This is a genomic window from Nakamurella deserti (assembly GCF_003260015.1).
Lineage (GTDB): Bacteria > Actinomycetota > Actinomycetes > Mycobacteriales > Nakamurellaceae > Nakamurella > Nakamurella deserti.
On record NZ_QCXS01000002.1, the window covers coordinates 2,366,375 to 2,378,880 of the forward strand.

Genomic DNA, 12,506 nt, shown 5'->3' on the forward strand with positions numbered 1-12,506 from the left:
CGCCTGCGATGCTGGACCGATGACGGAAACCGCGGACCGCATCCGCACCCTGCTCGCCGACCACCCCGTGTTCGACGGGCACAACGACCTGCCCTGGGCCCTGCGCACCAAGGCCGGCTACGACCTCGAGGCGATGGACATCGCCGAGCCGCAGCCGACCCTGCACACCGACATCCCCCGACTGCGCGCCGGCGGCGTCGGCGCCCAGTTCTGGTCGGTGTACGTGCCCAGCGACATGCCGGGATCCAGCGCGGTGACCGCCACACTGGAGCAGATCGACTGCGTGCGGCGGATGGTCGCGAAGTACCCGCAGACCTTCGCACTCGCCCGGACGGCCACCGAGGTCCGCGACATCATGGGCGGCGGCCGGATCGCTTCCCTGCTGGGCGCGGAAGGCGGGCACAGCATCGACAGCTCGCTCGGGACGCTGCGGATGCTCCGGGCGCTGGGCGTCGCCTACATGACGCTCACCCACAACCACAACACGCCGTGGGCGGACTCGGCCACCGACGAGCCGCGCTCGGGCGGGCTCAGCGACGTCGGCCGGGACATCGTCCGGGAGATGAACCGGATCGGGATGCTCGTCGACATCTCGCACGTCGCCCCCGCCACCATGCGCGACGCGCTGGCGACATCGTCGGCGCCGCTGATCTTCTCGCACTCGTCGTGCCGCGCGCTGTGCGACCACGTGCGGGACGCCCCGGACGACGTGCTCACCGGGCTCAAGGACAACGGCGGCGTCATCATGGTGACGTTCGTGCCGCAGTTCGTCTCGCAGGAATGCGCCGACCACGACGCCGCCGAAAAGGCCGAGCACGCCCGACTGGGCCTCACCCCCCACACCGTGTACAGCCTCGACGCTCCCGCCGGCGACCCGGCGGCCCTCGCCGAGATCGACCGGTGGCGCGCCGAGAACCCGGTCCCGCGGGCGACTCTCGCCCAGGTCGCCGACCATGTGGAGCACGCCCGCGAGGTCGCCGGGGTCGAGCACATCGGCCTCGGCGGCGACTTCGACGGCGTCGCGGTGCTGCCCGACGGGCTCGAGGACGTGGCGAGCTACCCGCGGCTGCTCGGCGAGCTCGCCGGCCGGGGGTGGTCGGACACCGAGCTGGCCGGGCTCACCTCCGGCAACGTGCTGCGGGTGCTCGGCCGCGCCGAGGAGATCGCCGATCCGGGCTTCGGGATCTAGATCGCGGCGTCGTGCCGGGCGGTGACGCCGGTGCCGGTGGACTGCAGTCGCCAGATCCGGACGTCGCGCCCCTCGTGGTCCGGGTCCTTCTGGTAGAAGCGCACGTCCGTGCCGCCGGCGTCGAGCACCCCGGTGCCGCAGACCAGCGAGTGCCGGCCCGCCTGGTGCACCAGGAACGCGGTGTCGCCGACGAACTCCAGGACCGCGCCGGCGGGGCTGCCGTCGGCCCGGGTGACGGCGTAGGGCACGCCGGAGACGACGGAATCGGTCGCGAGGTCGGTCATGGTGGGTCCGTCCATCCGGTGTCGGGGGCGGGCGGCGACGGTCGTCGCGGCTCCGTCGATGCGGGGGAACTCCGGCGATCGGCGTCGTCGACGACCGGCCGGCCCGCGGTGCTGCCGCCGGGCCGACACGTCGAGTCTGGACCGGCCCCCGCGCCCTGCGCCACCCCCCGGAGGGTGGGAAAACGGTACGGGCCGGCGGCACGGACCGCCGACCGGTCGTGCCTCCACCGCAGTGGCCCGGAACCGACGCTCCCCGTGATCGTGTCCCGGCTGCCGGCCCCGGCGACGTGTCGACGGCGTACCGGCGACGGCGCACCGGCGACGGCGACGGCGGTACGCCGTCGAGCGGCTCCGGCGCACCGTCTGTCGGCACCGCGACCGGTGTCCGTGACGATGGGCGGAAAATTTTCCGGGAAGCCCTTGGCACTCAGCGGTGCCGAGTGCTAAAAAAGTGACTGTAGCTGTACCGCAGGGGTTCTCGGACCGACTGGAGCGGCGACCGGGGCGCCTGCGGCTCACACCACGTCCCCGGACGGTCCGGGGACGGACCGTGAGGAGGTGGTTGGTGTGGCTACCCGATTCGATCCCTTCCGCGAGTTCGAGCGCCTCTTCGACACGGCGCAGGCCACGAACCGCGCCGCGTCGGCGATGCCGATGGACCTGTTCCGGACCGGTGATCACTTCGTCATCCGGGTGGATCTGCCCGGCGCCGATCCCGGGTCGATCGACGTCAGCGTCGACGACCGCATGCTCACCATCCGCGCCGAGCGCACGCCGTCGGACCAGGGCGAGGCGCAGTGGCTCGTCCACGAGCGTCCGACCGGCACCTACGCCCGGCAGATCGCCCTCGGCCGTGGGGTCGCGCTGGACGACATCTCGGCGACCTACACCGACGGTGTGCTCACGCTGACCATCCCGGTGGCCGCCGAGGCGAAGCCACGGCGCATCGAGGTGGCGCACAGCGGCCAGCAGCGCCAGGTCGGCGACGGTACGACCGCTGACGACAGCCGCGTGGTCACGTCCGGCTGAGGCACCACGGATCCACGGGTTCACCGGGCGGAGGGAGGTCCGATCGCGCGACACGCACGTAACAGTCAGCGGTCCCGGCACCCTGCGGGGGGCGGGACCACCGCGGTGAGCCGACGGAGGGAGACCTGATCGACTGACAGCACATCCTGTATCGACGACGACGTGAGCCCGCGCCGCCCGACGGCGCGGGCTCACGCGCGCGTCCGGGGGCTCGGTCGAGCCTGCACAGCGTGGGCTCGGCCCCGTGTCCGAGGCTCGGTCGCGCCCGGACGGCGGAGGTTCAGCCCCGTCCGGGACTCAGTCGAGGCCGGCGTCGATCATCCGGGCCAGCGTGGCCGCCGCATCCTCGGAACCGTCGCCGCCGGCCGTGAACTCGACCGTCTCCCCCTGCCGGAGCCCCAGACCGATCAGCTGCAGCACATCCGTCACCGGGACCGGCGATTCCCCGGGGCGGCCCAGCCTGACGGTGGCACCGGGCCAGCGTCCCGCCTCCCGGGCCAGCAGCGACGCCGGCCGGGCGTGGACGCCGTCGGCGTCCGCGACCGTCGCGGTGCGACGGACCGCACCTGCGGTGTCCGGCGCCGGGTCGGTGCCGGTCTCACCGGAGCCGTCCCAGCTCGCACCGGCCCGCCGTGCCGCGGTCGCCACGGACGCGAGGTCGGTGCCGCTCTGGGCGGCCACGGCGGCGGCCACCGCCCCCTCGACCAGCGGGGCGTCGACGACCGTGATGCGCCCGGCCGCGTCGGGATCGCTGAACTCCAGGGCGGTCTCGGTGGTCAGCAGCGCGCTGCCGAGGTCGTAGAGCACCACCACCCCGTCGCCGCTGTCGGCGTCGGCGAGGGCGGCGGTGACCAGGTCGAAGGACGTCCCGACGCCGCCGTCGTCGGTGCCGCCGGCGACGGCGATGGTCACCTCCGGTGCCATCTGGGCCGCGAGCTCCCGGACGCCGGCGGCCAGCGCCGCGCTGTGCGAGACGATGACCAGACCGACGGTCATGCCGCCCCGGGCGTCAGCGCGCCGAGCAGGTGGCCGACGCTCGTCGCGCCCGGGTCGGCGTGCCCGATCGAGCGTTCGCCGAGGTAGCTGGCCCGTCCCTTGCGTGCCCGCAACGGCACGGTGTCCGCCGCGCCGGTCACCGCAGCGGCCGCGGCCGCGGCCAGCACCGCGGCCACATCACCGCCCCCGTCGGCCGTCGCGGTCGCCGCGGCGACCGCGGGCGTCAGCGCGTCGACCATCGTCTTGTCCCCGGGCTCAGCCTTGCCGCGGGCCACCACCCCGGTGCGAGCGGCCTCCAGCGCACTGGCGACCGCCGGGCCGTCCAGCTCTGCGGCATCCCCGACGGACGTCGCCGCCCGCAGGAACGCGGTGCCGAACAGCGGCCCGGACGCGCCGCCCACCGTCGAGATGAGCGTCGTGGCAACCAGTTTGAGCACCGCTCCCGGCGTCTCGGGGGTGGCCGCGTCCAGCTTGGTCAGCACCGCCGCGAACCCCTTGGCCAAGTTCTCGCCGTGGTCGCCGTCACCGATCTCGCGGTCGAGGTGGGTGAGTTCGGTCTTGTGCTCGGCGACGGCGGCGGCCATCGCACGGACCGCCGCGACGACGTCGGACGCGGTGCAGCCGGCCATCGTCAGACCCCCCACCGCAGGGCGGCGGTGTGCACCGGGGCGTCCCACAGCGACACCATCTCGTCGTCGAGCTTGAGCAGGGTGATGGAGCAGCCCTGCATCTCCAACGAGGTGATGTAGTTGCCGACCAGCGACCGCTCGACCTCGATTCCCTTACCGGCGAGGTACTTCCGGGCCGCGTTGTAGGCCAGGTACAGCTCGACCTGCGGGGTGCCGCCGAGGCCGTTGACGAACAGCAGCGTCCGGTCGCCGGCCGCGAACGGCAGGTCCTCGGTCACCGAGCTGAGCAGGATCTCGACGATGTCGTCGGCGGGGACCAGCTTCATCCGCTCCCGGCCGGGCTCACCGTGGATACCGACGCCCATCTCGATCTCGTCGTCGGCCAGGGTGAACGAGGGCTCCCCCGAGTGCGGCACCGTGCACGGGGTCAGCGCGACGCCCATCGTGCGGACTCCGGCGACCACCCGCTCGGCGATGGCGGCCACCGCGTCGAGGTCGTCGCCCCGGGCCGCGGCCGCGCCGGCGATCTTCTCCACCAGCACGGTGCCGCCGACGCCGCGGCGGCCGGCCGTCCAGGTCGAGTCCTCCACGGCGACGTCGTCGTCGACCAGCACCGTATGTACCGGGGTGCCCTCGGCGTCCATCAGCTCGGCGGCGGTCTCGAAGTTCAGCACGTCGCCGGTGTAGTTCTTCACGATCAGCAGCACCCCGGCGCCGCCGTCGACGGCGGCCGCGGCGGCCGAGACCTGGTCGGGGGTGGGCGAGGTGAACATCGCCCCGGGGCAGGCGGCGGCGAGCATGCCGGCGCCGACGAAGCCGCCGTGCAGTGGTTCGTGACCGGAGCCGCCGCCCGAGACCAGCGCCACCTGCCCGGTGGCCGGGGCGTCGGCCCGGGTGATGAACATCGGGTCGTAGGACACCTTCAACAGGTCCGGGTGGGCCGCGGCCATCCCGGCCAACGCCTCCTCGACCACCGTCGCGGGGTCGTTGATGATCTTCTTCACGGGGGTTCCTCCGCTCGACACTGAACGACGTGGGGGTCGCCGGGACTGACGGGCCCCCGGCGACAGGCCGAGCCTGTCACGGCTCCCGCAGGGCCGCGAGCGGCGTCGTTCGGGATTGTCGAACCGCGGTCGTCAGCGCGGCGGGTGGTCCTCGTCGAAGGCCCGGACCCGGGCGGCCGGCGCGATCCGCCGCCAGGCGGCGGTGAGGATCTCGGTCAGTTCCGCCTCGTCCAGGCGCGGCAGCCGCGCCCGGGCGAAGTGGTAGCGGTCGTCGTGCCCAGGCTCGAGGAAGTAGGTGTCCGGGTCGGAGGCGATCAACCCGGTGCGTTCGTCCCGGTCGATCGAGAATCCCAGCACCTGGTCGCCGTCGTCCAGGGACGCGAAGATCCGGTCGCGCACCCGGAAGCAGGGCTGTCCCCAGGCCGCCTTCTCGGCGGCACCCGGCAGGGTGCCGACGATGCGGCGGACGTCCTCGGCGGTGGCCATCCCGGTCGGAGGGTCAGGCGGCGGCGAGCCGCTGCTCGGTGGCCGCCAGCAGCACGCACAGCGTAAGTGCCTCGGTGGCCGTCGCGACGTCGTCCGGTGACGGGAAGGTCGGCGCGATCCGGATGTTGCGGTCCTGCGGGTCCCGGCCGTAGGGGAAGGTCGCACCGGCCGGGGTCAACGCCACGCCGGCGCCCTTGGCCAGCGCGACGACCCGGGACGCGGTGTTCGGCAGCACGTCGAGGCTGATGAAGTAACCGCCGGTGGGTGTCGTCCAGACCGCGGTGCCGGTGCCGGTCAACCGTTCGTCGAGGATCTCCAGCACCCGGGCGAACTTCGGCGCGATGATCTCGCGGTGCCGGCGCATCAGCTCCTGCACGTGCAGGTGATCGGGCAGGAAGCGGAAGTGGCGGAGCTCGTTGAGCTTGTCCGGGCCGATCGTCCGGCGGGACAGGAACTTCTGCATCCACGCCACGTTCGCCGGCGAGCCGCCGAAGAAGGACATACCCGAGCCGGCGGTGGTGATCTTGGAGGTGGAGCCGAAGACGACGGCCCGGTCCGGGTGGCCGGCCTCGGCGGTCAGGGTGAGGATGTCGGGCACCCTGGGCTCGGCCTCGGTGAGGTGGTGCACGGCGTAGGCGTTGTCCCACAGGATACGGAAATCGTCGGCGGCGGTGGGCATCTCGGCCAGCCGGCGGGCGACGTCGGTGGTGTAGGAGACGCCGGTCGGGTTGCTGTAGGACGGCATCCCCCAGATCCCGCGGATCGACGCGTCCCCGGCGACGAGGGACGCCACGACCTCCATGTCGGGGCCGGTGGCGGTCATCGGCACGTTGATCATCCGGATGCCGAGGCCTTCCAGGATGGTGAAGTGGCGGTCGTAGCCCGGCACGGGGCAGAGGACCGCGACGCCGCCCTCGACCTGTCCCCACGGGGTGGCGCCGGCGCCCGTGCCGTTGAGGACGAAGTTGGTCAGGCAGTCGTGCATCAGGGCGAGGCTGGAGTTGCCGGCCTCCAGGACCTGGTCGGTCGGGATGTCGAAGATCTGGCCCCACAGCTCGCGGATCTCCTCGATACCGGCGAGGCCGCCGTAGTTGCGGCAGTCGGTGCCGTCCTTGGCGGTGAAGTCGCCCTCCCCCGGCAGCGACAGCAGCGGGTCGGACAGCGACAGCTGAGCCGACGACGGCTTGCCCCGGGTCAGGTCCAGCCGCAGGCCGCGGTCGACGAGCCGGTCGTAGTCCGCCTGCAGGTCCGCGTGCAGCGCGGCGAGGGTCTCACGGTCGGCGGTGGTCACGTCGATGCTGGGTGCAGACATGGGCCAGACGTTACCGTCCGGGCCGGAACGGTCGCGAACGCCGCAGCGACCGGTCAACCCTTCCGGTACGAGCCGCCGCGCCCACCGGACGTACCCAGCGGGGCCTGGGCACGGCCGTCGTCGGTCGGCGTGGGACCCACCTGGCAGCGCGGGCAGTAGAACGCGGTGCGCTCGATGCCCGCGGTCTGACCGGGACTGCGGCGGTGCACCTCGATCATCGCCACCCGCACCGGGATCCCGCAGCGCCGGCACGGCTGCCCGGACCGGGCGTGCACGTACTGCCGCTGACCGTTGCGCAGGTCACCGGTGGTGCTGGGGGTGGCGCGCACGACGTTGGTCGCGAGCATCCGGCGGGCGCGGTCGACCACCGCGACCGGGTCGGAGACGTCCCCGATCGGCGTCCAGGGCGAGATGCCCTTGGAGAACAGCGCCTCGGACATGTAGAACGTGCCGATCCCGGCGAGGTTGCGCTGGTCGAGCAGGGCGGCCCCGATCGCGGTGGCGGGGTCGGTGGTGAGCCGGCGGACGGCCTCGGTGATCCCCCACGGCGAGGCCGGGTCGGCGAAGTCGTCGGCGAGGATGTCCGGTCCGAGATGCCCGACGAGCGTGGACTCCTCCGCGGTGGCCACGAGGTCGAGCATGCCCAGCGTCATCCCGACGGCGGTCCACTCGGCGTTGGCGAGCGCGGCCCGCACCCCGGGCCGGTTCGGATGCGGCCACGACGACGGGCCGGTGGCCGCCACCCGCCAGGAGCCGTCCATCCGCAGGTGGGAATGCAGCGTCAACGCCACGTCCCCGTCGGGGGCATCGGTGGTCGCGGGCGCCAGCCGGGTCAAGATGTGCTTGCCGTAGGCGAGGACCTCGGTGACGGTGCGGCCGGCCAGCTGCACCGCGCCGAGGTTCGGCCAGCGCAGCTCGGCGCGGGTCAGCTCACGGCCGGCCAGGGCCTGGTGCAGCCGTCCGGCGCTGCGCCGGACGGTGTCCCCTTCGGGCATGCTCGGCTCCCACCGGTGCGATCGGTCTTCGCGGCCACGGTACGCGGCGGGCCGCAACGGGCGGCCCGTCGTAGGGTGGGCCGCATGCCGGGGACGGGCACCGAACGCGCGTCGCGGACGCCGCTGGGTCTGCCCCTCCGACGCCCGGCACCCCCGCTCGCCCCGTACGTCACCGGGATGACCGGGTACGACATGGCCGGGGTCGACGTCGTGCACCACGGCGTGCCGTCGCCGGAGCTGACGTTCATCCTGGCGATCGGCCGACCGCTGAGTGTCGGCTGGTCGGCCGACCGGAGCCGGAGCCGCGACTTCTCCGGGATGGTCTCGGGCCTGCACGACGCACCGGCGTTCATCTTCCCGACGGCGGGACACGCCGGCGTCCAGCTGGGGCTGACGCCGCTCGGCGCGCGGGCACTGTTCGGGCTGCCGGCCGGTGCGATGGCGGCGGGGATCGTCGGGTTGGACGAGCTGTGGGGCCCGGTCGCCGACGATCTGCTGGGCCGGCTCGAGGACGGCGACGGCTGGGCGGACCGCTTCGACCGGATCGAGGCGGCGCTGATCGCGCGGCTCGCGCCGGAGTCGGCGATCCGGCCCGAGCTGGCTTGGGCCTGGCGACGGATCGTCCACGGCGGGGTCACCGCCACCGGCGGGCTGGCCGACGAGATCGGCTGGAGCCGGGGCTACTTCGCGCGCCTGTTCGCCACCGAGTTCGGGTTGAGGCCGAAGGAGACGGCCCGGGTCGCCCGGTTCACCCGGGCCCGGGCGGCCGCCGCCCGGCCGGGCACCGGCCTGGCCGCCGTCGCCGCCGCACACGGCTACGCCGACCAGGCGCACCTGACCCGGGAGTGGCGCCGCCTGGCCGGGTGCACGCCCACCGACTGGCGCGCGGAGATGTCGACATTCGTTCAAGACGACGCCGACGGAACCGGCGCAGAGTGGTCGTCATGAGCGACAACACCACGGACGACGCCCGCCCCGCACCGCAGATCTGGCCCGGGCTGCGCTACCGCGACGCCCCCGCCGCCCTGGAGTACCTGACCGGCGTGCTGGGGTTCCGGCTGGTCGCGGCCTACCGCAGCGCCGACGACGACCGCATCGTCGAGCACGCCCAGCTCAACTGGCCCGAGGGCGGCGGCATCATGATCGGCTCGCACCGCGACAGTCCGGAATGGCCCGCGCAGCCGGGGACCGGCACGAACTACGTCGTCACCGGGCACGCCGCCGAGATCGCCGAGCGGGTCCGCCGGGCACCCGGCTTCGAGGTGCTCACAGAGCTGGCCGACGATCCGTACGACGCCGGCGGCGGCGCCTCGATCGGGGTGCGCGATCCCGAGGGCAACCTGTGGAGCTTCGGGACCTACCGGGGCGAGCCGGGGTGAGCCGCCGCCGGTCTCAGGCCAGCCAGGACGCGGCGGCGGCGAGGGCGTGGGCGACCCCGTCGGCGGCGACCTCGGGGACGACCAGGTGCGCCGCCTGCTGCACCACGGCGGGCGCCTGACCCATGGCGATGGCGGTGCCGGCGACGGTGAGCATCGACAGGTCGTTGGGGCCGTCGCCGACGGCGACCACGTTCTCGATCCCGATCCCGAGGTACCCGGCGGCCCACCGCACGGCCCGGCCCTTGTCGGCCTGCGGGCTGGTGACGTTGATGAACTGGTCGCCGGGGAACACCGGCGAGGTGGAGGTCTCGGCGGTCAGGCCGAGCGCGCGGAGACCGGCCAGCAGCGTGTCCGCGCCGCGTCCCTGGTACGCGACGACCGTGGCCTTGATGACATCGGCGCTGCGCCAGTCGATGTCGCCCACGACGCCGTGCGGGTCGCCGCTGATCAGGTCCCAGAAGGTCTGCGCGGCGGGCTGACGCTCGGTGACGACGAACTCCTCGCCGAGGTAGAACTCGGCGTAGAGACCGCGGGCGACGCACCAGTCGACGAGCGCGGATGCGACCGGCCGATCCAGCGACCACGTGTGGATCGGCAGACCGGCTTCGCGGACCTGCGCGCCGTTGTGCACGATGTGCGGCCCGGGGACCCGCAGCTGGTCGTGCAGGTCGCGCAGACCGGCCGGCAGCCGGCCGGTGGCGAAGCCGACCCGAAGCCCGGCGGCGGTGGCGTCGGCGACCGCCGCGGCCACCCCGGGCGTGGCGGTGGACCCCTCGAGGATCAGCGTCCCGTCCACGTCGGCGACCACGTACCCGGCCGTGGGGCGCCGCCAGGTGTCGAAGCGTCCGCCCGGGCGGAGACCGGCGGGAAGAGTGTGCGGCATACCGGGCACGGTAGGGCACGGCGAGCCCCGGTCCGGCGTCGCGCCGGCCGGACGGGCGGCACCGGCGGACGGACACCACCGGCGGACGGGCAGCACCGCCGGACGGGCAGCACCGCCGGACGGGTGGCACCGCCGGACGGGTGGCACGGGCGGTCGGGCGGCACCGGCGATCGGACAGCACCGCCGGACGGGCAGCACCGGCGGACGGACAGCACCGACAGTCGGACAGCACCGACAGTCGGACAGCACCGGCGATCGGGCGGCACGGGCGGACGGGCGGCACCGGCGGCCGGACAGCACCGACAGTCGGACAGCACCGGCAGTCGGGCGGCACCGACGGTCCGGCGGCCGGGCCACCACACGCCCGGTCAGCCCAGGTGGCTCCACAGTCCGGGGCCGCCGGCGTTGTCGATGGCGACCTGGTCGACGGCGATGCTGGGCTGGGGGCCGCCGATCTGCGACCAGTCCGACACGTACACCGGGTGGCCGCCGCGGATGACGTAGACGCGACCGGTCTGGCCACCGCGGATCACGGTGCCCTCGTGCGGTCGCATGGCCACGTGGTTCCAGCGGCCACCGCCACTGCCGCGGTCCACGACGACCTGGTCGACGGTCAGCATCGGCGCCCACCCGCCGATGGCGTCGAACGTGGAGACGTACAGCGGCGCGCCGCCCGCGAAGCGGTAGACCTCGCCGTTCGGCCAGGTCGTCACGGTGGTGCCGTCGGCGGGCTGGATGCGCAGGTGGCTCCAGACACCGTCGGCGCCGGCGTTGTCGAGGGCGGCCTGGTCGACCCAGGTCACCGCCTGCGGCCCGCCGATCGCGTCGAACGTGGACAGGTACAGCGGGGCACCGCCGGTCACGCGGTACACCTCGCCGGTCTGCGCACCGGCGAGGATGGTGCCGTCCCGGACGACCGACCGCAGGCTCGCGAACTCGGCGTCGGTGAGGGTGGTCGAGGGCTGCGGTCCACCGACGGCGTCGTAGGTCGACACGTACAGCGGCGCGCCACCCACGATCTTGTAGACGTCACCCCGGAAGTCGACGAGGGCGTTCTCCCCGATGGCGCCCTGCTGCACCCGGTCGACCGGCGGCGGCGGCGCGGCCACGGCGGCGGGCTGCGCGTCGCGGACGTGGATGAAGTCGGCGTCGGCGAACATCTGGCTGCTGCGCTCGATCCGGCGGATCGTCGAGGTGCCGGACCCGCTGGAGGCGAAGTTGTCCTCGCTGACGTGGATGTAGGTGTCGGTCACCAGGTCGACGTGACCGACGTGGCCGGCGCCGTAGTCGTCCCACTGGGCGATGGAGCCGACCGTCGGGTTCTTGTCGACGAGAACGCCTGCGGCGCGGGCCTTGTCGTCCCACTCGATGCCGTTGCCGATGCGGTCGGGCCACGGCCGCGCCACGCCGGTCTGCGCGAGCCGGAAGGCGGCGTAGCTGACGCAGTTGTGGCCGGGGCCCCAGGATCCCCAGACCGACTGGCCCGAGTAGCCGGTGCTCGCGAGGCAGCCGTAGTCGGTGCTCGAGCACAGGTAGGTCACGCCGGGCGCGGCCGCCGAGGCGGGCGGGGCGACGACCACCGCGCTGGTGACGACCGAGGCCGAGGCGAGCACGCCGACCGTGGCGATCCGCCGGAGGGCGGCTGAGAACGTCTTCGAGCCCGTGCGCATGCGACACCGATCTGTGGTCGTGGGAAGGTCTGCGCGGCCCGCCCCCCACGCGTTGTCGCCGGACGCTACCCACGGTCATCGGAGCGTGGCGAGACCGAACCGTGATCTGACCTGACCCTCGACATGAGGGTGAGAGCGTCCGCCCCGGCACCGATGCGGGCCGGCCCGGCGGGTCCGTGCGTCCGTGACGCGCCGAGTGACCAGCGGGGACGGCGGCGGCCGTCGCGTCCGGGCGCCGTGGCACCGGGGTTGCGCCCGGGGGGCCGATGCGACGTACATCACGTCGACCGCGGACGCCCCACCGACGCCGGATCACCGGGCTGCGGGACGTCCCTGTGGGCGGCCTGCAGACCGGGCCGGCACCCGGGCCGGACCGGCGCAGGCGTCGGCGTCGGCGGCGGCGTCGGCGGTGCGGTAGCTCGCCGTGGCCACCGGACCGGCCGCGGGCGTCGGCGGCGGCCGGCGTCGGCGGTGCGGTAGCTCGCCCTGGCCACCGGACCGGCCGCGGGCGTCGGCGTCGGCGGTAGCTCACCCGGGCCACCGAACCGGCCGCAGGAGTCGGCAGTAGCTCACCGGGGCCACCGGACCGGCCGCAGGAGTCGGCGTCGCCGGTGCGCGGTAGCTCACCGGGGCCACCGGACCGGCCCCGG

Annotated in this window: 13 protein-coding genes; 4 read left to right on the forward strand and 9 right to left on the reverse strand. The window is 74.0% G+C overall.

What is annotated here, in order from left to right:
• The first annotated feature begins 19 nt into the window (after window positions 1-19).
• Complete coding sequence (locus DB033_RS10795; protein ID WP_111766674.1) at window positions 20-1,189, forward strand: dipeptidase; 1,170 nt, start codon at window positions 20-22, stop codon at window positions 1,187-1,189.
• Here DB033_RS10795 and DB033_RS10800 read toward each other — a convergent pair.
• A complete protein-coding gene (locus tag DB033_RS10800) occupies window positions 1,186-1,473 on the reverse strand; it encodes a hypothetical protein (RefSeq protein ID WP_157970626.1) in 288 nt (95 codons plus the stop codon). The genes DB033_RS10795 and DB033_RS10800 overlap by 4 nt on opposite strands.
• Before the next feature lie 567 nt (window positions 1,474-2,040).
• Here DB033_RS10800 and DB033_RS10805 point away from each other — a divergent pair.
• Window positions 2,041-2,502 carry an Hsp20/alpha crystallin family protein gene (locus tag DB033_RS10805; RefSeq protein WP_111766676.1) on the forward strand — a complete coding sequence of 154 codons (462 nt, stop codon included), beginning with the start codon at window positions 2,041-2,043 and terminating at the stop codon, window positions 2,500-2,502.
• A 297-nt stretch (window positions 2,503-2,799) separates the two neighbouring features.
• Here DB033_RS10805 and dhaM read toward each other — a convergent pair whose 3' ends face one another.
• The 6 genes from dhaM to DB033_RS10835 all read right to left on the reverse strand — a co-directional run bounded on the left by dhaM (window position 2,800) and on the right by DB033_RS10835 (window position 7,924).
• Entirely contained in the window at window positions 2,800-3,498 is a 699-nt protein-coding gene (gene dhaM / locus DB033_RS10810; protein WP_111766677.1) for a dihydroxyacetone kinase phosphoryl donor subunit DhaM, read from the reverse strand.
• Window positions 3,495-4,127, reverse strand: a complete 633-nt coding sequence (gene dhaL, locus DB033_RS10815) for a dihydroxyacetone kinase subunit DhaL (RefSeq protein ID WP_111766678.1) — start codon at window positions 4,125-4,127, stop codon at window positions 3,495-3,497. Before dhaL ends, dhaM begins: the two co-directional genes overlap by 4 nt.
• A 2-nt stretch (window positions 4,128-4,129) precedes the next feature.
• Window positions 4,130-5,131, reverse strand: a complete 1,002-nt coding sequence (gene dhaK, locus DB033_RS10820; RefSeq protein ID WP_111766679.1) for a dihydroxyacetone kinase subunit DhaK — start codon at window positions 5,129-5,131, stop codon at window positions 4,130-4,132.
• A 132-nt stretch (window positions 5,132-5,263) separates the two neighbouring features.
• Entirely contained in the window at window positions 5,264-5,617 is a 354-nt protein-coding gene (locus DB033_RS10825) for an MmcQ/YjbR family DNA-binding protein (protein ID WP_111766680.1), read from the reverse strand.
• 13 nt (window positions 5,618-5,630) lie between these two features.
• Window positions 5,631-6,929 carry an aspartate aminotransferase type Ic gene (locus tag DB033_RS10830; protein WP_111766681.1) on the reverse strand — a complete coding sequence of 433 codons (1,299 nt, stop codon included), beginning with the start codon at window positions 6,927-6,929 and terminating at the stop codon, window positions 5,631-5,633.
• A gap of 53 nt (window positions 6,930-6,982) precedes the next feature.
• Complete coding sequence (locus tag DB033_RS10835) at window positions 6,983-7,924, reverse strand: DNA-formamidopyrimidine glycosylase family protein (RefSeq protein WP_111766682.1); 942 nt, start codon at window positions 7,922-7,924, stop codon at window positions 6,983-6,985.
• An 84-nt stretch (window positions 7,925-8,008) separates the two neighbouring features.
• On the opposite strand from DB033_RS10835, the gene DB033_RS10840 reads away from it, so the two are divergent.
• Both DB033_RS10840 and DB033_RS10845 read left to right on the forward strand, forming a co-directional pair.
• Window positions 8,009-8,872, forward strand: a complete 864-nt coding sequence (locus DB033_RS10840; RefSeq protein ID WP_111766683.1) for a helix-turn-helix domain-containing protein — start codon at window positions 8,009-8,011, stop codon at window positions 8,870-8,872.
• A complete protein-coding gene (locus DB033_RS10845; protein ID WP_111767415.1) occupies window positions 8,869-9,303 on the forward strand; it encodes a VOC family protein in 435 nt (144 codons plus the stop codon). The genes DB033_RS10840 and DB033_RS10845 overlap by 4 nt, the downstream gene beginning before the upstream one ends.
• 13 nt (window positions 9,304-9,316) lie before the next feature.
• On the opposite strand, the gene DB033_RS10850 is transcribed toward DB033_RS10845, so the two are convergent.
• Both DB033_RS10850 and DB033_RS21115 read right to left on the reverse strand, forming a co-directional pair.
• On the reverse strand, window positions 9,317-10,186 hold the full coding sequence (locus tag DB033_RS10850) for an HAD family hydrolase (protein ID WP_111766684.1): 870 nt from the start codon (window positions 10,184-10,186) through the stop codon (window positions 9,317-9,319).
• A 368-nt stretch (window positions 10,187-10,554) separates the two neighbouring features.
• The gene (locus tag DB033_RS21115) at window positions 10,555-11,856 is read right to left on the reverse strand and encodes a CHAP domain-containing protein (RefSeq protein ID WP_205843756.1); all 1,302 of its coding nucleotides are present in this window, start codon (window positions 11,854-11,856) and stop codon (window positions 10,555-10,557) included.
• Window positions 11,857-12,506 lie beyond the last annotated feature (650 nt).

Coding starts and splice junctions, on each gene's coding strand:
- DB033_RS21115 (WP_205843756.1), bottom strand. CDS start 11,856: ATGCGCACGGGCTCGAAGACGTTCTCAGCCGCCCTCCGGCGGATCGCC.
- DB033_RS10825 (WP_111766680.1), bottom strand. CDS start 5,617: ATGGCCACCGCCGAGGACGTCCGCCGCATCGTCGGCACCCTGCCGGGT.
- DB033_RS10795 (WP_111766674.1), top strand. CDS start 20: ATGACGGAAACCGCGGACCGCATCCGCACCCTGCTCGCCGACCACCCC.
- DB033_RS10800 (WP_157970626.1), bottom strand. CDS start 1,473: ATGACCGACCTCGCGACCGATTCCGTCGTCTCCGGCGTGCCCTACGCC.
- DB033_RS10845 (WP_111767415.1), top strand. CDS start 8,869: ATGAGCGACAACACCACGGACGACGCCCGCCCCGCACCGCAGATCTGG.
- DB033_RS10835 (WP_111766682.1), bottom strand. CDS start 7,924: ATGCCCGAAGGGGACACCGTCCGGCGCAGCGCCGGACGGCTGCACCAG.
- DB033_RS10830 (WP_111766681.1), bottom strand. CDS start 6,929: ATGTCTGCACCCAGCATCGACGTGACCACCGCCGACCGTGAGACCCTC.
- DB033_RS10840 (WP_111766683.1), top strand. CDS start 8,009: ATGCCGGGGACGGGCACCGAACGCGCGTCGCGGACGCCGCTGGGTCTG.
- dhaM (WP_111766677.1), bottom strand. CDS start 3,498: ATGACCGTCGGTCTGGTCATCGTCTCGCACAGCGCGGCGCTGGCCGCC.
- DB033_RS10850 (WP_111766684.1), bottom strand. CDS start 10,186: ATGCCGCACACTCTTCCCGCCGGTCTCCGCCCGGGCGGACGCTTCGAC.
- dhaL (WP_111766678.1), bottom strand. CDS start 4,127: ATGGCCGGCTGCACCGCGTCCGACGTCGTCGCGGCGGTCCGTGCGATG.